Consider the following 21,043-nt stretch of genomic DNA (forward strand, 5'->3'; position numbering starts at 1 on the left):
ATGCAACACACCTGGCTGCTGGCGCAAGAAGAAAAGGAACTGGTGCAAAATGCGCAGTGGCTGCTTACCAAGCAACGGGTGATTGAAAAAGTGTACGAACTATTCGGACAATTAAGCACCGCCTATACGCCTTTACTACAACAGTGCACGGCAGCCGATGCTGCCGTTAAAGCCGTATCGCCTAAAATTGCACGCGGCGAGTTTTACCGGCAGCTGCCTTATGTGGTACTGGACCAGCCCCGTTATTTTAAACAGGACGATGCCTTTGCCATCCGTTCTTTTTTCTGGTGGGGACACAGCTTTAGCATTCACCTGCACCTGGCGGGGCATTATAAAACCCTGCTTCAAAACGTATTGTCGCAAAAGTTAGCTGCCGGCCATTTGCAACAGTGGCAGGTGGCCACAGGTTCCGATCCCTGGCAGCATCATTTTGCCCCGGATACCTACATCCCTGTTACGCGCAATAACCACCCGGCTGTGCTGCAAACCTGGCAACAACAACCTTTCATAAAACTGGCCCGGGAACTTCCTTTGCAACAATGGGAACATGCCTATACCTTTTACGTGGAGTCGTTTACGGCATTGATGGCCTTACTGGCCTAAAAAAACATACCCCGTACGAAAACGGGGTATGAACTAAAAATCTACGTTCCTAAAACACGAAGAGAACGTCAAATGTAGGAATTGTCCTGTGGCTTCCAAAACAATTGTCTACGACTTAATCAACTCCCTCGGTAGTTCTTAGGACGACTATCGCCACACAGCATAAAAGAGCGATAACCGGACATATAAACATTTAGCATGTAGTTTGTTACATATAGAATCGTAAAACCCAACAGATATAACAGCTACAATTGGTATTTTTATAAAAGTTTTTTTCCTCTCCGCCATCCCCTTACATAAGGTACAAAAAACACCTCCCGCCCGAAAACGGAAGGTGAACTAAAAATCCATGCTTAAAAAAACATATGGTAAATGTAAAAAAACGTTGTTTCGTATCCAATACGTATCTTGCCTGCTATGGAATTATTAGAAAATCAACTTACCGTAAAAATATCCACCCTTCCAAATGCCGGCAAGGGCCTGTTTACTAAAAAAGCGATTATCAAAGGTGATAAAATTGTAGAATACACGGGTAAAATCACTACCTGGAAAGAAGTAGAACATACAGAGGGCACTAACCCCTACATCTTTTATGTGAACAAAAACCATGTGATAGACGCCAGCAAAGACGAATCTTCTATTGCTAAATATGCCAATGATGCCCGCGGATTAACCAGAATAACCGGACTGGTTAACAATACAGAATTTGTAGAAGAAGGCACCCGCGTGTTTCTGATAGCTACAAAAGACATTCCTAAAGGAGGTGAAATTTTTGTGGGATATGGTAAAGAGTATTGGGATACCGTGAAGTTCAATATGAAAATTGATAAAGATGCCGCTGCTAAAAAAGCTGCCGGGACTAAAAAGAAAAAGAAGAAAGCTAAAAAATAAAAGAACAAGGATAAGACTATCCCTGTTTTATCACTCTAAACATGAAAAAAATCCTGTTCCCGATATAAACAATCCGTTGATAATACTTAACGGCCTTGCATTATACCCGGAACGTTTTATAAAATGCAGGCTAACTTCTGCTATAAGCAACCGGATGTTTCATCCGGGATAATTTGTTTTTTCTCATATATACTTTCACGGTTAGTGAGTTGCGTTAAACAATGTGTTTCCGCTGTTTAACCATGCAAAAGTGTCATAAATAGTTATAACATTAAAAAGTACTATGTGAAATGCGCTTTGCCCTATGCGAAATGAAGAAGGCGCCCCGTTTTTACAACCGGGGCGCCTTTTTAGTATACATTATCGTGGTTATTAACGCAGTAAGGTTACAGAACCCTGCCTGTGAATAACACGTCCATCTCTGTCAACACCTTCTGCCACCCATACATAAGTAGCCAATGGTTGTAACTCGCCGTTAACATAACCATCCCAGCCATTGGCGGCATCACTGGTTTCAAACACCTTTTTACCCCAGCGGTTAAACACGCGGAAGTAGTTCAGCTTTTCCACGCCTCTCAGGTTAGGCAGCAACTTATCGTTCTGGCCATCCCCGTTAGGCGTAAACACGTTTGGCACCAGTATGTCGTTACTAATCAGCACCTGCACCAGCAGGGTATCGGTAGTAACACAGCCCGATGGGAAGGTCATGGCTATTTCATACGTCTGGCTATTGTTTAGGGTAACCGTTGGGTTATAAACAGTAGCAGCAGACAAGCCGGTAGCAGGCGTCCAGCTGTAAGCAGCAGTAGTATAATTACGACATGTTATTGCCAACGGCTGGCCATTGGATGCAAAGGCTGTATTTAACCTTACGGCTGGCACAGGCGCTTCTACAGTAATAGCATGGGTTACTGTAGAGTCTAACACAGGACACTCTAACAAGCTCACCTTTAATACAACATTATACGTACCGGCAGCAGCATAAGTAAACTCCGGAGCAGCCACAGTGCTGGTTTGTCCGTTGCCACTTTCCCAGTTGTAATGTACCGTAGCACTGTTGTCTACAGCAGAGCTGTTGGTAAAGGACACCGGTACATCTTTACAATAGCTGTCGAAGCTAAATGCCGGCTGTGGGGCAAGCAGTTGTGTTACTGCCAGGTTATTGCCTGCCATAGCACTACAACCATAGGTATCGGTAGCTTTAGCGGCGTAGGTACCCGGCGCATTAGCCGTCAGTGCCCCCGTGGTGTTACCAGCCACAGTCGCATTATTGTAATACCATTCAAACGTATAAGTTCCGGAAGCCTGTAATGGCAGCTGCTTACCTGTGCCACACAATATCAATCCCTGGCTGGCCGATAAAGTACTCACCGGCAGCGGCGTTACGGTTAACTGACCATTTACATAAGTAAATACATAATCAGCAGCAGCAGCACCGGAAGGCACAATTACATAATCCCCTGCGGCCGACTGTGCAGTAGCAGCAGAAGCAGCTGTTGGCTGTGCCGTTAACACGGTAACAGACTCGCTGTTTACCCAACCACTATAGCTAAAGGCATAGTCGGGATTCGCCACGCCATAACAACGATTGGTATCCTTAGCCGTAATAGTTACCGTAGCTGGTTGAATGGTGAGGGCACCATTTACAAAGCTGATAGTATAGTTATCAGAAGTAACACCACCCGGGGTAATTACATACTGGTTTACATGCGCTGCTCCCTGCGAAGTACCAGTGTACACCATTGTGCCACCCAACACTCCCGGTTGTTCATTACTTACCAGGCCACTATAGGTAACGCCATTACCGCCATTGAAGGCTGTGCCATCGTAGGTTTTAGTACTGTCTTTAGCCGTAATGGTTAAGGCAGCTTTATCTATGGTAAGCGCACCATCCACATACGTGATAGCATAGTTACCCGAAGTAACACCACTGGCAGTGATGCTATAAGAACCCGCATCGGCAGCACCTTGTGCAGTGCCGCTGTAAGCAATATTACCCGACAACACAGCTGCATCTTCATCAGGTACAAAACCACTGTAAGTAACGCCATTGCCGCCACTAAAGGTAGTAGCGTCGTAGGTTTTGGCACTGTCAGTAGCTGTAATAGTTAAAGCTGCCTGGTTAATTTGTAAAGCACCGCTGGTATAGCTTACAGCATAGTTATCTGCTGTTAAACCACCCGGGGTTATTATATATATATTAGCATCTTTAGCGCCCTGTGAGGTGCCACTATAAGCCAGTGTACCGGTTAAAGCAGCAGTGGAATCTTCATTATTTACAAAACCACTGTAAGTAACACCATTGCCACCGCTAAAGGCAGTGCCATCGTAGGTTTTGGTGCTATCGGCAGCAGTTACGATTAAAGCCGCTTTATCAATAGTTAAAGCGCCATTGGCATAGCTGATGGTATAGTTATCAGCAGATAAGCCACCCGGCGTAATAACATAGGTATCGGCTTTGGTAGCGCCTTGTGCGCTGCCGCTATAAGCCAGCGTACCGGTTAAAGCAGCAGTAGAATCATCCCCTGTTACAAAACCAGTATAGCTAACACCATTACCACCACCAAAGGCCACACCGTCATATGTTTTGGCGCTATCCTTCGCAGTTACGGTTAAAGCAGCTTTGTCAATGGTTAAGCTACCATTAGCATAGCTGATGGTATAGTTAACAGCCGTTAAACCACCCGGTGTAATAACATAGGTATTCGCATCTTTAGCTCCCTGAGAAGTACCACTATAGGTTACTGTACCGGTTAAGGCTGCCGTAGAATCATCACCTGTTACAAAACCGGCATATTCCAAACCATTACCATCGTTGAAGGCGGTACCATCGTAAGTTTTAGTACTGTCTTTTGCTGTGATGGTTAATGCGGCTTTATCAATGGTTAAAGTACCATTGGTATAGCTGATAGCGTAGTTGCCCGCAGATAAACCACCCGGAGTAATGATATAGCTATCGGCATTAACAGCCCCTTGCGAGGTTCCACTGTAAATTACTGTTCCGGTTAACACAGCAGTGGAATCTTCTCCGTTTACAAAACCATTGTAAGTAACACCATTGCCACCGTTAAACGCAGTACCATCATAAACCCGGGTACTATCAGTAGCAGTGACGGTTAACGCAGCTTTATCAATAGTTAAAGCACCGTTTACATAGTTAATAGTATAGTTACCGGCAGATAAACCACCCGGTGTGATCATATAAGCATTGGCATCAACAGCTCCTTGCGAAGTACCCGTGTAAGTGAGGTTACCGGTTAAAGCAGCAGTAGAATCGTCTCCTGTTACAAAACCAGTATAGCTAACACCATTACCACCGCCAAAGGCCACACCGTCATAGGTTTTAGTGCTATCCTTGGCAGTTACAGTTAAAGCAGCTTTGTTTATAATTAAGCTACCATTAGCATAAGTGATAGTATAGTTGGCAGCCGATAATCCGGCAGGTGTAATTATATAAGTATTTACATTCTTAGCCCCCTGCGAAGTACCGCTATACGTTACCGTTCCGGTTAAAGCGGCAGTAGAATCATCCCCCGTTGCAAAACCGGTATAAGTTAATCCATTACCACCGGTGTACCCTGTACCATCATAGGTTTTAGTGGTGTCTTTAGCAGCTACTGTTAAAGCAGCTTTGCTAATGGTTAAGGTTCCATCGGCGTAAGTAATAGCATAGTTATCAGCAGATAAACCACCCGGCGTAATAGCATAGGTGTTTACATTTTTAGCACCCTGTGAGGTGCCGGCATAAGTTACTGCGCCTGTTAAAGCCGCAGTGGAGTCATCGCCGTTTACAAAGCCGCTGTAAGCAATACCATTGCCACCGCCAAAACCTGTGCCACTGTAAACAACCGTACTGTCTTTAGCCGTAACGGTTAAGGCAGCTTTGTTAATAGTTAAAGCAAACAGCACATTAGTTGCCGGTGCATAAGTAGCATCGCCCGCCTGACTCATGGTAATGTTTACTACACCCGCTTTCTTTGCTTTTATTTTCCAGCTATTATTATCAGCAGCATCCTGGAACACTTCTGCAATAGTGTTATCTGCCGAACTCAAAGCAACCGTTAAGCCTGAACTGGCAGCAAAGGCCCTGGTAAACACATCACCATATACTACAGTAGTATCAGTCAATGCAGTAATGGTTTGAGATGCTAACTGCAATTCATAAGCGCCCTGGTCAATAGCAGCTCCCATAAAACGGGCATTGCCGGCCAGATCTGTAGTAATAGTATCATTTGCATGGTAAATGCTATCATATCCTGCATTTATAGCCGGACTGACAGATTGTAAACTATAGTTACCACCTACAAATGGTGCTGAAGTAAAAGCATTGCTACTTACAAATAACGGATCTATGTCCGTGATATGATTAGCAGCATCAGCTGTGGCCTCCTGAATGGTGCTGTACATAGCATTATAGGTTCCTGAAATACCAGCACCATTACCATATATGATACTATTGAGCACAGAAACCGGAGAAGATCCTGCATTAAGAATAGCCGTTTTATTATTACCGCTGATGGTACTGTTAATTACCTTCAATGTACCATTAGCTATGCGAATAATACCATAATCGGTAGTAGCAGTATTGTAGTTGCCGGTTATCTGTGTATTCAGGAACACCACATTAGAGCCAGCGCTATTCAAATAGCCTACAGCAATGTAAGTACCGGCAACACAACCTTTTATAGTACAGTTTTCGAACAGAACATTTGCGTTACTGGCAGTACTGAAAGCTCCACCCATTGCAAGACAAGTGTCTCTTAAAAATTCACATTTATAAAAGGTAAGTTTAGAAGCGATGCCGCTGGCATAGAAAGCGCCCCCCAGTGTAGTGGCTTTGTTATCGTTAAAAGAGGATTGCTGAAAATAAGCAATTGCATTGTCTCCACAATAGAGCGCTCCTGCAGCTACTGATGAAGTGTTGTTATTAAAAGACGATTGGCGGCAATAAACGGTAGCTGCTGTGGTAAAGTAAAACATACCACCGATGGCACTCGCCGACCCTGAAATGGAATTATAGCTGCCGGTACAATTTTCCAGTTGCACAGTAGCATAAGTAGCATACATACCTGCGCCATATACCAGGCCCGAATTATTAGTAATATTCACACGCCGGAATGTGGCATTTGCCATTACATCACCCGATCCTGCATACACTGCTGCCCCTGCTCCTCTATTGTTATAATTATTGGTAAGCACCATATCTTCAATTAAAAGCGCAGCGCTTCTTACTGTTATCCCACCACCAAATTCAAGATTAGAATTCACCCCGTTTACCACAACGTTACCTGAAATCTCAGCATAGGCTCCTGAAATGGTAAAGCCACTGATTAAAGCCTGGCCCATTTCACCAGCTGCTATTACTACACGATAAGTGTTATCTGACCTGGTTCCTGCTGTACCTATATCGCCACTTAAAATAGTAGTATTAGTAGTAAAGTTACGGCCGGTAGTATCCGTTTCGTTCCCGGCAAAGCCACCATAGATTTTGGTATCTTTTACCAGCACAAAAGAGTTATAACGGTTTGTATTGGTATTTGCCCCACCAGTAGCATCGTTAGCAGGATAAGCAGGATAATAAGTTCCCTTAGCCACCCATATTTGCTTTACTTTACCTGCAGCAACAGCATTCATAATAGCAGTCTCTTTTAAAGCATCTGCCACCTCTCCCACTGCGTTAGCCCAACTGCTACCATTACCGGTACCGCCTTTTTTCACAAAAAGAACTCCGTTAGCATCGGTAGCAAGTGAAATCACCAATTTTCCATTGGCGTAAGTAATAGTATAGTTATCTGCCAATAAACCGGCAGGCGTATTAGTATAGGTTCCCCTACTGATAGCCCCCTGCGCAGTACCGCTGTAAGTAAGCGCCCCTGTTAAGGCGGAAGTAGAATCATCCCCATTTACAAAACCGCTGTAGATAGCACCATTACCACCGCTAAAAGCAGCACCGGTATAAGCGATCACGCTATCTTTAGCCGTAACTGTTAAAGCAGCTTTATTGACAGTAACAGCAAACACCACATCTGGCGCTGCTGCATTATAATAACTATTGCCTGCCTGACTGGCTGTAATGTTTACAGCACCGGCACCTTTTATTTTTAATTTCCATTTATTACCATCTGCTGCATCCTGATAAGGCTGGGCTATAGCATTATTAGCAGAACTATAGCTTACCGTTAAACCAGAAGTGGCTGTACCAGTTAATACCATAGCAGCATCACCATAAGTAGCTGTAATATCTGCTATGGCATTGATGGTTTGGGCCTGCTTCACAAACTGCAATTCATATGCACCTAAATCTATAGAATCTTTAGAAATACGTGGCTGGCCATCCAGATCCACCGCAGTAGCACCACTTACCTGGTTATATAAATACAACGCACCAGTATCTCTGACAGGACTGCTGTTCTGCAAACGATAATCGCCATTGGTAAACGGTGCATTAATATAAGCCACCGGGCTTACAAACGACGGATCCTTGTTTATCACATGGCTGGCTGCATCCTCTGTTGCATCCTGTAGCAAAGACCAGGTAGTGCTTCCCGAAAAAGCTACTCCCGTACTATTTCCATACACAATACAGTTTTGCAGTGTTTGCGGAGAAGTGCTGGATATAGCTCCCCATACTGTACCCGTGGCAATAACCTTGTTGCCACAGATGGTTACATTGGTAAATTTGCAGGGATTTGACGCTGCACAAAGAACACCTCCACCATCGCTGGCAGCTGCATTACCGGCAATAAGCACATTCGCAGCTGATATCCCCTCCGAAGTATATAATCCACCACCAGTAGTAGCAGCATAACAACCCATGATAGAATCACTGATAAACGTAGTTGTACCGCTGTTATACACCCCACCACCGTATGCAGCAGAATCTCTCAGGAAAGAACAATGGGTAACAGACAAAGCAATACTTGAAAACAAGCCCCCTCCCATGTTCCCTGCTTTATTATCCCAGAACCGGCAACTATCTAATGTACTAGCTGCCTGGGTAAAATATCCGCCGCCGCCATTTCCATTAACGCTATTCGTACTTTTATTGTTGAGAATTGTACAATTTTTGAAAGTAGAAGTTGCCTGAGAATACACGCCACCACCAAAATTGAGCGAAGTATTTCCTTCCAGCACACTGTTTTTCAAAGTCAGTATACCATTATTAGCCTGCATAATCGCACCACCAATACTGGTAGCTGTATTGTTCTTAAAAATAGAATTAGACAATACAGAATTAGCAGTAATAGTATATAAACCACCACCGCCAGTTGCTGTATTATTATGAATATTCAAATCATGAAATGCAGCTGTAACAGTTACTATATACAATCCTCCACCCTGATAAGCAGCGTTACTATATAGTTCGCTATTGCTTAACACAGGCGTACCCGTTCCAGCTACACGTATCCCACCTCCCATGGAGGTGGAAGTATTAGTAGTAGTACTAACATTGTTATCTACTACTATATTGGTAAGCACCGGCGAAGAAGCACCTTCTATAGTAACACCACCGCCACCTGCATAAGCTGTGTTGCCCGTAACACGAACATTGGTAACATAAGGAGAAGCATTCATAATATACAATCCTCCGCCGCGGTTGATAGCAACACTCACTCCGTTTACTACTCTGGAACTGGTTGCAGTAGACGTATAACCACCTGTAATAGTAAAACCGTTTAACAATACCTGCCCCGATAAATTACTGGCAATTACTACATGGTACGCATTGTCTGTAGCCGTACCCGCCACATTAAGGTCGCCACTTAATATACTGGCATTGGCCGTATTGGTTAAATCGCGGGCAGCCGTGTCTGTTTCAGTTCCCGCAAAACCGCCATATACCTTTACATTATCCAGCAATACAAACGAATTGGTTACATCGGTAGTAGTAGCTGCACCAGCTGATCCGTCATACTGCGCATACAAAGGATAATACGTACCTGCCGCTACCCATATTTGTTTTACGGTTCCTGGAGTACTGTTTAAGGAAGTGCCATCTTTTAAAGCCTTGGCCATTTCGCCCAATGCATTGGCCCAGCTGCTGCCGTTACCGGTGCTGCCTTTTTTTACATACAATATGCCATTGGCATCGGGTGTTGTTTGTGCCTGCGCCCAACCCAGGGTTAGGATACACAACAGGGAAAACAGGATAATCTTTTTCATCTTAGAAAAGGAGGTTATTTCCATGATTGAATACAGGAAACTGCTGCCACTTTTTTACAGTGGTGCAGTAGATATAAAAATGTATAGAGGGATTAGTAAGTAACTACCGGGCTGGCGGCCACCTTTTGTGTATGCCCTTTGCCCATTTGCCATACAAACGACAACTCCAGGCTTTGTACAGAAGCATTGCTTGCTGCGCCGGAGGTAACAAAATCGTAAGTAAGCCCTACCAGCCAGTTTTTGGTTTCCAGTGCAAAGTAAGGATACCAGGCATCGCCAAAGCGATTCCAAACGCCTACGTTTACACTGCGCAGCAGTTCGTCGTTCACACCTATTTTATATATACCACCCAGGGTATAAATGCTGTTGTCACCCTGCAACTCGGCCAGTGAACTGAAATGAAGAGAGTTATTATAGCCTACCTGCATCCAGCCACCTGCTTGCAAAGTGGTTTTGGTAGGCATATTATAGGTAGTATTACTGTAAGCACCTTCGCGGGGTTTGTTGGCATGGAACAGTGCACCGCCAGCAGACAAGCCAAATTTTTCAGCAGTATAGCTGTAAGTTAATCCCGCACTTACGTCCAAATAGGTATTCTTTTGAATAGTAATACCGTCATTGGCAGGTATGCTGCGTTGAAAACCCATAGAGCCTAACTGCGATTGAAAGAGAAATTTACTGGCATCGAGTACCCGGTTGGCATAGGTGCCGGTAAGCCCTGCCCCCAGCATATGCCTGCCTTGTGCATCCAGCGTAATATGATAAGCAGCGGATAAAGAGAAGTAGTTGTTTTTTAAAATACCACCGTTCGATTGGTCGCTTAAAGCCACTAAACCTAATCCCCAGTAGTTTTGTCCGTTGCCCAGCCTTTTTTCCAGCGAAGCGGTTTCGGTAAAATACGGTTTAATAGATTGCCCCCACCATTGCGAGCGCATATTGATGGCACCGCGCCAATCATCTACCCCTTTGGCAGTTAAGGCCGGGTTCACCAACATGGGAGCACTAAAATATTGCGAAAAATGCGGGTCTTGAGCTTGTAGGGCTTCACTAGTGAACAAAACATAGCAACTCAGAAGCAGGTACTTCAGTTGTTTCATTGGTATTCAGTTTTTTACGAGCAGTGTTGAAAAAGTAAGGATAAACTCCTTAAAACAAGGGGCAAAAATAACTTATATAAGGTATATATCCAGTCCCGTTTCTTAAACAGGACAATTTCAGACACAAAAAAGCCGCTTATCATTATAATAATGTAAGCGGCCATGTAACACTCTAAAACGTCAAGGGGAATGCAAACGCATTTACAAACAGCAACTAATCGTACAAGTTAAAATCGGCCACCACCTTGTAAATCAATTTAATACGGGAGTTTACATTCAATTTGCGGAAGATCCGTTTTAAATGTTCGTTCACCGTATGGTGGGATATAAACAATGCTTCCCCTATTTCTTTATTGGTATTTCCTTTTAAAATCAGTTTTATGATATCGGCTTCTCGTGCAGTAAGAATATGTGTGCCAATTTTCCGGCCCGATTGCAGTTGCTCCTGGTACAACATGTCAAACACCTTACGTTGAATATCAAAGGCCAGGTAACTTTTTCCTTCATAAATATTCCCCAGGCAATCTTCCAGGGCTTTTTGCGAAAATGGCTTTTTCAAAAATCCGGTCACTCCCGCCTTAATGGCTTTTAGCACCAGCCTTTCGTCGTTGCTGCTTAACATAAACACCACCTGCATAAAATTGTATTGCTTTCTTATACCGGCAGCCATGATTAATGCATGCGCTTCTTCTGCTACGCTCACAAAAACCACATCCGCTATCTTTATGGTATCGTTTAGTTGATAATACTCTTCGATGGTGGCACACTCAAACACGATGCTACAGTCAGCCCGGTCAAGCAAAAAGGTTTTAATTGCCAGAACAAACGATTCATTCTTTTCTACAATTCCTATATATATCATACCGGTTTCAGTGTATTATACCCTTCTACGCAGAACGGCGCTGTTTTTACAGGAAGTACGAAAAGAAAATAGTTTTTTTGATAATGCCTTTACGGCAATGTTTGGCAGCAGGGACACGACATGCTGTTACCAGCCAGTTTATTGGTATTTTCATCCGGAAATAAAAAATGGTTTAAAAGGGGTTAATATGAACTAAATCATCAGTCAAACATATAACGATATTTTGTCTTTATATTACCTTAGTTAAGGTAATTTACTATTTGATTAATTATATTATTTTATCATATACGTATATAACTGCCCTGCTTTGAAAAAGCCAGTATCGTGTCAAAAGAACACCAGGTATATTTTTTGACGTAACTTTTCCGCTTTTTAGAGGTATATTGATAGTATTTTTTATTGATTCATGCCGCATTTTGTACAAAAACTAATGAATACCGGCACTTCGGCCGAGCTGGATTTTATCAAAAACGCACGGATTAAAGTGATTAACCTGGCAGCTTTGCTGGGTGGAAGTGTTTCGTTTTTATTCAGCATTCTCAATGTGTTGAATAAAAACTACCTGCTGGCATGCATTAACGTGAGCACACTTTTGTTATTACTGGGTTTATTATACTGCAATTTCAGGCAAAGCTTTTTAAAGGGACCTGCCATTATAATGGTGTTGATTTCGGCGGTGTTGTGTTTAAACGGTGTGCTATATAATAATAACATGGAGTTTTATGTGCTGCTGGTGGTGGGCTTAGGTCTGGTGTTGTTCGATAACCTGCGTATTATATTAATGATACTGTTTTTTAACAGCATCCTCTTCCTGGTGTCCAATAAGCTGGCGCCACATACAGTTATTGAGCAGGCTACCGAAAACCGGCGATTTATTAACCTGCTCATCTGGCTGGTATTGTTACTAAGCTGCCTGTACACCTTTAAAAAACAAAGCCTTACCTACCTGGCCAGCCTGGAAAAGGCCAACGAAAACCTGAAAGCCAGTAACCAGGCCAAAGAGAAACTGTTTTCCATTGTAGCGCACGATATGCGTTCGCCCCTGAACTCGCTCAGCACCACGCTGGAGCTACTGGACAATGCCTATATCACTCCGGAAAAGTTCAAACAGCTGAGTGGCTTACTGGCCAACCAAACCAAGCACCTGAACGAAAACATGGAGGTGTTGCTGAAATGGGCGCATAGCCAGTTAAAGGGCATTGAGGTGCATCCACGACATATAAACCTGGTAACGCATATTGCTGAAATAGTAAGCCTGCTGAAACCTTTGATGGAGTTTAAACATATCAGCATTTACTTTTCTACTGCCGAACCCGTGATGGTGTTTGCCGATCCGGAACATGTAAAACTGGTATTGCGCAACCTGCTTACCAATGCCATTAAATTCAGTCACCCCAATGGCAATATTGATATTATCATTAACAAAGGCAGCGGCAAACAAATTTGGGTGCAGGTAAAAGATTATGGAATGGGCATTGCCCCCGAAGTGCTGCCTGGCATTTTCAGCACCTCGGTATTGCCCAGCGCCCCTGGCACACAAAACGAAAAAGGCATAGGCCTTGGCCTTCAGCTGATTAAGGAGTTTATTACCCGTAACGGCGGCGTTATTCTGGTAAAAAGCAAGCCTGGCGAAGGCAGCACCTTCAGCTTTAGCCTTCCGGCATCGGATCAACAAGCTTTTCTGCTTTAGCTATTTCTTAACCTTATCCCTACAACTTTTTTTTCATTTACCTGTTTAATTAGGAAAGTAAAAGCTATTCCGGCTATTACGATCATATACTTAAAACGGCATTTATGGAAGTTGCAAAAAGGATCAGAGGAAACAGTACAGAAGAAGTTTGGCAGCAGTTGCAGGATGATTTTGCCACATTAACCACCTTAAGTGATTACACCGTATTAATAGAACAGGAAAACAGGAACATTGAGCTTACCCTGGGCGTTCACCAGGGTGGAAGTGATGAGGGTGGTTATGAATACACCACATTAACCTCGGGCCTTAATCCTACACACGATTTCTTTTTTACTATTTATCCGCAGGATGTGTTTACAGAAATTGGTAAGATTTTTGGCATGCAGGATATTAAAACCGGCTACACCGAATTTGACAACCAGGTGATTGTAAAAACCAACGACCCCCTGAAGTTTAGAAAAGTGTTTTCGAGCCGCGACACCCGCAAGGTGTTTGAAGCCCTTTCCAGCTATTCGCTGAAAATTACCAGCGAAAAAAAGAAAGGCAACAAACTGGAACTGAAAGTACAGAGAGCGATTACAGATATCGAGGAATTAAAACTTGTTTACAAGGCTTTTTACCAGATACTGGCGCTGTGCGCATACATTACGGCATAACCATTCAACCGTGATTAAGGGTTAAACACCCATTTTTAAGTACCCAACAGTAAAGAGCCGGACTGAGCAATCAGTACCGGCTCTTTTTTGCTTGTATTCATTATTGGTGCATTTTTGCCTGCCATTGTTAAAAAAATGGTAATGCAAATGATGTTTTCGAGAATAGCTTTGCCTGTTGCAGCCGGAATGCTAAGTGTGCTTTGTGCAAATGCCCAGGAGCCTGCAAGTAATCTGGACCCCGTTACAATCACCGCCACGGTAAACCCGCTGGCCAGTTCTAAAACCGGGCGTAATTTATATGTAATTAAAGGAGAAGATATAGCCAAAATGCCTGTGCATTCGCTGGACGAATTGCTGCGTTATTTACCAGGCTTTGAAGTGCAGGCCCGTGGCCCCATGGGTGCACAGAGCGACCTGGTGATTCGTGGTGGTACTTTTCAGCAGGTGCTGGTGGTGGTAGACGGGCTAAGGGTAAACGACCCTAACACCGGTCACTTTAGCAGCTATATTCCGGTTTCGCCTTCTGATATTGAACGTATTGAGGTACTGAAAGGCGCTTCTTCGGCTATTTACGGTTCGGATGCCGTGGGTGGTGTGGTACATATTATTACCAAAACCTTTTCTCACACTGGTGTGCCTTCGCAAAACTACAATGCCAGCGTAACAGGTGGAGCTTATGGCCTGTTTAACGCCAATGCTTCGGGCTATTACAGCAATGATAAATTATCGGTAAGCCTGGGTGGCCAAACCAACAATGCCGATGGACAACCACAAAGAGGCATTGACGGTTATTTTCACCTGCATACGATATCGGCTGCTGCCAGCTATAAACTCAGCAACCACTGGAAACTCGCCTACCGCCTTAGTTACGACAGCCGCAAGTTTGCCGCTCAAAACTTTTACACCACTGCCGTGGGCGATACCGCCAACGAAAAGGTAAGCACCTGGTGGCACCAGCTGAGCCTGAGCTACCGTAACAACCACAACAGCTTTAGCCTGCAGGGTGGCTATAAAAATGTAAACGATCATTACCAATATACGCCACATGCCGTGGCTAATGATAACCGCAGCAAGCTGTGGCAATCGCTGGCTATATATGCACACGAGTTCAGCAACAATATCAGTCTGATAAGCGGTGCGCAGTTTCAGCAAAAAAGCATTGCCAGCAACGACAGGGGTAACCATACCGTTAACCAGGCTGCTGGCTTTGTGTCTATGACAGCGGCAGTGAACCAGCACATTACCCTTAGTCCGGCAGTGCGTTTAGACTGGAACGAAGCGGCCGGCTACGAACTGGTGCCACAGATTAACGCATCTTACAAACAAGGTCGCTTTCAGTTAAGAGGTAGCGCCGGCAAAACCATTCGCAATGCCGATTTTACCGAACTGTATAACAACTATAACAAAACCCTGGTAAGCAGCGGGCAAAGAGTGGGCAACCCTGATTTGAAAGCAGAACGCTCGTTCAGCTACGAAGCAGGCGCCGATTACTTTGGCAAAAACCTGCGCATCTCTTCTACCCTGTTTCAGCGCAGGCACAGCAACCTGATTGACTGGACCACCACTGCCTATGCCGATATGCCGCGCCAAAGCAATTTGTCGCCAACCAGCTCTTATGCACTGGCTACCAATATTGCCAAAATGGTGACCAGCGGTGTAGAAACCGATATTCAATGGACTAAAACCTACCACGAAAAGCACACAATTTCGGCTACCGCAGGCGCTATCTGGCTGGATTCAGATACCAAAGAGGGCAAATCTTCTTTTTATCTATCTTCGCATGCGAAGTTCTTAGTCAACGGCATGCTGCGTTACAGCAACCCGTTATTTGCGATAAGTTTCAACGGTTTGTATAAAACCCGTGATCCGCAATCGGCTGCTAATATTTTAGGACAGGTGACCAAAGAATACTTTGTAGCCAGCCTGAAGGCAGAAGTGTTTGTGATTAAAAATAAGCTGGGTGTGTATGGCGAAGCAGATAACCTGTTTAACAAAACATACGCCGACCTTACCGGAGCTCAAATGCCAGGCCGCTGGTTAATGGGTGGTATCCGGTTTAACTATTAGAAAGGTGCTTCTACATATTTCTCAACCCCAAAAGCGATTTACCATCACTTTTGGGGTTGTTTATTTTAGAGAAGGTGAACACTGCAATTTCTTCCGTACACAATGCAATTTCTCCGGTAAGTAGTGCATTTTCTTCCGTACATACTCACCACTGTTTTTGTAGTACTACAAATTGGTTCGTCAGTACTAACCGAAAATAAAAAAGTTGTTCCCGGCAACGCGTAACAACTTACCATTCTTTCGTCAGTATTGCATTTTCTCCCGGTAGTATTACCGAATCTCCCGTAAGTACTTCCCGTTTTTCCGGCACTATTGCCCAAAAACCGGTAACAACTAACCATTTCTCCGGCAGTACTTTTTTATATTGCGTCAGTACTGCACGCTCTTCCGTAACAATTACATTTTCTTTCGTCACTATTACCTGCTCTTGCGTTACATCTACATAATCTTCCCTAAGAAGTAACCATTTTCCCTGCAGGCGCCCTGTATCTTCCCGCATTACGCAGGCGCTATTTTACAATCACCTTTTTTGACTGGGAAGTATATGCGCTAAAATAACCTAAAGCGCCACCTGTAATATTAGTAACGGGGTTGGCAGGGGTAGCCATAATACTTTCTCCGCTGGCACCGGCTTTTAAACTGTACCAATATTTATATACTACCGGATCAATACACTGCATTTCTACCTGTACCGTATCGCCTTTTCTAATATCGCTGGAATAACTGTCGGCCAGGTTACCTTCATATAAAAGCGGGAAAGTTACCTTGGAACCGTTGGTTAAATGGTCTTCATTAATAAATACAGCCCCTGCCCTTTTGCGGTTTACGGTTTGTATAAAATTGTAGTAGTTGGCTTGTGCCGCAGGATCGGAATAAGTAGCATTGGCTACATAGCGGCTATCGCCGGATATTTTTTCGTAAGTAACGTTTACCTCATTCAGCTCTACCACCTGTGGCATCGTGCTGGAAGCTGTAAATTGCTGGCCGCCTACGTTTACCTGTAACTGATATGTTTTACCAGGTATACCTTTATAGTAGGTTAAGTACTGGCCCTTAGCCATTTCCTTTAGTTTAAACGGTGCGCCTCCTTCCGGCGTAATAGTTACTACTGCACTATCTACCCCTTTAAATGCGCTGGAGTCTTTATAATTCTGAGTCAGGGAAATTAAAACAGAGCAACCTCCGCTATTATTCAATTTACCTTCAATTACATACAGGGATGGGCTATCGTCAATATTTACGTCTACTGTTTTTTTGCAACTGATGGCAATAAGCGACCAGGCGGGCAGTGCCCACAGCATAAATCTGGCTATCATTGTTACTTAGAATTTAAAGTCGTACGACAGGGATGGAACAAATTTGAATAAGGCAACCTGCACCGCTTCTGTTTGGCCGGGCTGCGTTTTGGATTGGCGGAAAAAGACAGAAAAAGCATTTTCGCGTCCGTAAGCATTGTAAATACCCACAGACAGATCGGACGAAAACTTCTTTTTCTTAAACAAGGACACCGTAGCATTCACATCTAACCGGTGATAGTCGGGCATGCGATAACTGTTGCGGTTGGTATAGTAATACACCACTTGGTTGTTAATGATATACTTGCCTGCGGGAAAAGTAACGGCATTACCTGTATAGAATACCCAGTTGGCGGCTACAGAAAAACGGTTGCTAAGCTGGTAGGCGGCAACAATAGCCAGTTCGTGCGTTCTGTCTTGCCTGGCATTGTACCATTGGTTGTTATTAATACCATCGATTTTACGTTCGGTTTTTGATAAGGTATACGCCACCCATCCGGTTAACTTACCCTTTCTTTTCTTTATCAGCGTTTCAATACCATATGCGCGGCCTTTGCCATATAACAATTTTGATTCCAGCGCCTGGTTATCAAACACATCAGCGCCATTGCGGTAATCAATCTGGTTTTGCATGTTCTTATAATAGGTTTCTACAGTTACCTGGTATTGGTTATCTGCCAGGTTTTTATAGTAGCCTACACTGAACTGATCGGCAATCTCTGGTTTAATAATGTTGGTGCTGGCCACCCACCTGTCGGTAGGTGATGCAGAAGTGGTATTGGCTATCAGGTGCAGGTTTTGCACGTTACGTGTGTAAGATGCTTTTACCGCTGCTGTTTGTGTTAACTGAAAGCTGGCCGATACACGTGGTTCCAGGTTAATATAAGTAGCCACACGCTGGCCGGGGCTGTAGCGTAAAGTATCGGTTACTACCCCATTTCCATCCACCCTGTAAAAATCGCCGGTGCCTAACACGCTGAAAGCAGTAACACGGGTGCCATAGCTTAACAGCAACTTATCGGAAGCCTGCCATTCGTTTTGAACATACAACGCATTTTCCAGCGAATTGCGGGTGGGCTGCTGCACGTTGTTTACGCTACCCTTTTGGGCATTTTGTGCATTGCCCGGCACCATGTGGTGATAAGTAGCACTGGTCCCTATGTGCATTTTATAATTGGCATTGGCCGCATATATCACTTCGGTTTTACCAGAAACATCTTTCATAGAGGAGTACATGCTTACATTATAATTGGCCTGTGTAACAGCAGCAGTATAATCGTAGTTGCTATAGGTTGCAGCGGTGTTTACTGATACGCGGTCGTTAAAAGTGTGGTTCCAGTGTACTGCCCCCACTTTATTACCCCAGTTTAAACCAAACAAACCAGACAGGTTTAATACATCGTGACCGGTATAGCCTGATATACTCAATTTATCTTTTTTACCTAACGACCAGCTGAACTTGCCATTCAGATCGTAAAAGTTCATCCTGTTTTTCCTGATATCAGAATCGTGAGACAGCTTTAAATACATATCGGCATAGGTGCGGCGACCAGATATTAAAAAGGAAGACTTCTCTTTTTGTAAAGGCCCTTCCACACTTAAACGGGTAGCAATAAGGCCTGCGCCGCCACTTACTTTCCATTGTTCTTTATCCCCTTCATTCATGCTCACATCCAGCACAGAAGATAAGCGGCCACCATACTGAGCAGGCATAGCGCCTTTGTATAAGGATACTTCTTTAATAGCATCGGCATTAAAAGTAGAGAAGAAACCCAGGAAGTGTGCAGGGTTATAAACAGGAGCATCGTCCAGTAACACCAGGTTTTGATCGGCCCCGCCCCCTCTTACATAAAAGCCACTGTTGCCATCACCTGCCGATTTTACACCAGGCAGCAGCTGTATGGTTTTTAATATATCGCGCTCGCCCAGCATAGTAGGCAGCTGTTTGGTATCTTTTAATAAAAACTTTTCAAGGCCTGTTTGTGATTGTAATAAATGATTGTTTTTAGTAGATTTTACAGTAACCTGTTTTAAGTCGTTGGGAGGAGTAGGAATTCCATCTATGTCAGTGATAGCAGGCATTGCAATAACTTTATCTGCTATCATAAAGCTGTTTATCATGTATTTTTTCTGGGCCAGAACAGGCATGGCAAAGAGACAGGCCAGGGCCATTATATACGCTTTCATAGTGGGATGTTTACTAACAAATAATCTTATACAAACGTAGTATGATTATTTATCAAGTATCTTAAAGAAACATTTAAATAAAAGCTATCCGAAGGCTAACCACCTTAAAATGTGCTAAAGCAGTATATAAGAGAATTATCCATCCTTGTTATGCCTGTTAATGTACCACCACCCTGATGCTACGCACGGTGTGTGCGCTGAAATAACCCAGTGCTCCGCCTGTGATATTGGTTACTGGATTGGAAGGAGTGGCAGGCGCTGCCCATACGGCAGCCGTGAGAGAACTGAGGCTATACCAATATTTATATAGGGTGCTATCAATACAGTGCATTTCTATGCGCACGGTATCGCCGCTGATAATATTGCGCCGCGCATCATCGTCGTTGTTCCTGAAATATAACGGATAAGCTACCGTGTGCCCATTGTTGAATTTATCATTATCTACAAACACGGTGCTTTCTTTGTGTTCATTGATATACTGTACAAAACGGTAGCAATTGCCTTTGACTGGCGGATCGGTATAGCAGGCATTGGCAATGCGCCGGTTGGTACCGCCTAATATTTCCGTGCTGAAAAACACAGAATCTATCTTTACCGCCTGCGGCGGCATTACCGAGCTGGCGGTGAATTGCTGGCCTTTAATATTCACCAGTAAATGATAGGTATGGCCGGTTTTGCCTTTGAGATAAGCAGATTGATAATTGCCTGGTTTTCTTTCTGTTAACAGAATGGCGCCCCCCTGATCTTCTGTAATTGATACCGTAGCCCCGCTGATAGCATCAAAATTATTATCCTCATCAAAATTGTTGCTGGTAGACAATAGTACACGACATACGCCATTGTTGGTGATTACTCCTTCTATCACATAGCGGGGCATGGAGCTATTCAATGTTACATCTACTACCCGCTCGCACGAAACAGGGAATGTGCATATGACAATTGAAACAAGGCAAACCAGTAGCTTTTGCATGCGCTCACACATTTACAAGGCAATCGTTATTTTGGCAAATCTCTTTTCAAACATAACAAGCCTGCAGCTAAATAACTATTAAATAAGCTTTAAATGTGTATTACGTTACCCACCCTGGAGGCTCGCAGGGTATAGTTTGTGCCATGGCAGCAAATTTGCAAACAGCTTTTATTACTAACCCATTATTAATTAAACAGTAATGTTATGGCAAAGTATTCTGCAAAAAGCCAGGAAAAGGTAGCCAAAAGCATGCGTGAGATGAAGCAGGGCAAGTTAAAAAGCGGCACCAGTGGCCAAAAGGTAACTAATCCTAAACAGGCCATTGCTATAGGCTTGTCCGAGGCACGTGAAGAAGGCGCCAAAGTACCAGCGAAGAAAACCGCTAAAAAAACGGCCCGCAAAGCAGCCCCTAAAAAGGCGGCAAAAAAGGTGGCCCGCAAAACAGCGAAGAAAGCTGCAAAGAAAACAGCACGTAAAAAGGCTGCCGCCTGATTTATTTATGGAACTACCTATTGTATTTGTGAAAGATGCGTACTATTTTGGGATGCTTTTTACAGATTCC

General features: G+C 43.9%; 13 protein-coding genes. 6 read left to right on the forward strand and 7 right to left on the reverse strand.

The window, feature by feature from the left end:
- Both FLA_RS19465 and FLA_RS19470 read left to right on the forward strand, forming a co-directional pair.
- Positions 1-603 carry a hypothetical protein gene (locus FLA_RS19465; protein WP_076379160.1) on the forward strand — a complete coding sequence of 201 codons (603 nt, stop codon included), beginning with the start codon at positions 1-3 and terminating at the stop codon, positions 601-603.
- 417 nt (positions 604-1,020) lie between these two features.
- Positions 1,021-1,494: an SET domain-containing protein gene (locus tag FLA_RS19470; protein ID WP_076379161.1), complete on the forward strand. Its 474-nt coding sequence runs from the start codon at positions 1,021-1,023 to the stop codon at positions 1,492-1,494.
- Between the two features lie 372 nt (positions 1,495-1,866).
- Here FLA_RS19470 and FLA_RS19475 read toward each other — a convergent pair whose 3' ends face one another.
- From FLA_RS19475 to FLA_RS19485, 3 genes are all read right to left on the reverse strand, one after another.
- The gene (locus FLA_RS19475; protein WP_096511187.1) at positions 1,867-9,657 is read right to left on the reverse strand and encodes an MBG domain-containing protein; all 7,791 of its coding nucleotides are present in this window, start codon (positions 9,655-9,657) and stop codon (positions 1,867-1,869) included.
- 92 nt (positions 9,658-9,749) lie between these two features.
- Positions 9,750-10,754 carry a PorP/SprF family type IX secretion system membrane protein gene (locus tag FLA_RS19480; RefSeq protein ID WP_076379163.1) on the reverse strand — a complete coding sequence of 335 codons (1,005 nt, stop codon included), beginning with the start codon at positions 10,752-10,754 and terminating at the stop codon, positions 9,750-9,752.
- A gap of 214 nt (positions 10,755-10,968) precedes the next feature.
- Positions 10,969-11,616: a response regulator transcription factor gene (locus FLA_RS19485; RefSeq protein ID WP_076379164.1), complete on the reverse strand. Its 648-nt coding sequence runs from the start codon at positions 11,614-11,616 to the stop codon at positions 10,969-10,971.
- Between the two features lie 406 nt (positions 11,617-12,022).
- On the opposite strand from FLA_RS19485, the gene FLA_RS19490 reads away from it, so the two are divergent.
- The 3 genes from FLA_RS19490 (at position 12,023) to FLA_RS19500 (ending at position 16,029) form a co-directional block, all read left to right on the forward strand.
- Positions 12,023-13,306, forward strand: coding sequence for a sensor histidine kinase (locus tag FLA_RS19490; protein ID WP_084206219.1), 1,284 nt, complete (start codon positions 12,023-12,025; stop codon positions 13,304-13,306).
- Positions 13,307-13,410: 104 nt separating this feature from the next.
- Positions 13,411-13,962, forward strand: coding sequence for a hypothetical protein (locus FLA_RS19495; RefSeq protein WP_076379166.1), 552 nt, complete (start codon positions 13,411-13,413; stop codon positions 13,960-13,962).
- Between the two features lie 141 nt (positions 13,963-14,103).
- Positions 14,104-16,029: a TonB-dependent receptor plug domain-containing protein gene (locus FLA_RS19500; protein ID WP_231940287.1), complete on the forward strand. Its 1,926-nt coding sequence runs from the start codon at positions 14,104-14,106 to the stop codon at positions 16,027-16,029.
- Positions 16,030-16,258: 229 nt separating this feature from the next.
- On the opposite strand, the gene FLA_RS19505 is transcribed toward FLA_RS19500, so the two are convergent.
- From FLA_RS19505 to FLA_RS19520, 4 genes are all read right to left on the reverse strand, one after another.
- Complete coding sequence (locus FLA_RS19505) at positions 16,259-16,528, reverse strand: hypothetical protein (protein ID WP_076379167.1); 270 nt, start codon at positions 16,526-16,528, stop codon at positions 16,259-16,261.
- A 10-nt stretch (positions 16,529-16,538) separates the two neighbouring features.
- On the reverse strand, positions 16,539-17,345 hold the full coding sequence (locus FLA_RS19510; RefSeq protein ID WP_076379168.1) for a DUF4249 domain-containing protein: 807 nt from the start codon (positions 17,343-17,345) through the stop codon (positions 16,539-16,541).
- A gap of 6 nt (positions 17,346-17,351) precedes the next feature.
- Complete coding sequence (locus FLA_RS19515) at positions 17,352-19,511, reverse strand: TonB-dependent receptor plug domain-containing protein (protein WP_076379169.1); 2,160 nt, start codon at positions 19,509-19,511, stop codon at positions 17,352-17,354.
- Between the two features lie 157 nt (positions 19,512-19,668).
- Positions 19,669-20,481: a DUF4249 domain-containing protein gene (locus FLA_RS19520; RefSeq protein ID WP_076379170.1), complete on the reverse strand. Its 813-nt coding sequence runs from the start codon at positions 20,479-20,481 to the stop codon at positions 19,669-19,671.
- A 204-nt stretch (positions 20,482-20,685) separates the two neighbouring features.
- On the opposite strand from FLA_RS19520, the gene FLA_RS19525 reads away from it, so the two are divergent.
- The gene (locus tag FLA_RS19525) at positions 20,686-20,973 is read left to right on the forward strand and encodes a DUF6496 domain-containing protein (RefSeq protein WP_076379171.1); all 288 of its coding nucleotides are present in this window, start codon (positions 20,686-20,688) and stop codon (positions 20,971-20,973) included.
- Positions 20,974-21,043 lie beyond the last annotated feature (70 nt).

Source organism: Filimonas lacunae (genome assembly GCF_002355595.1).
Classification (GTDB): Bacteria; Bacteroidota; Bacteroidia; order Chitinophagales; family Chitinophagaceae; genus Filimonas; species Filimonas lacunae.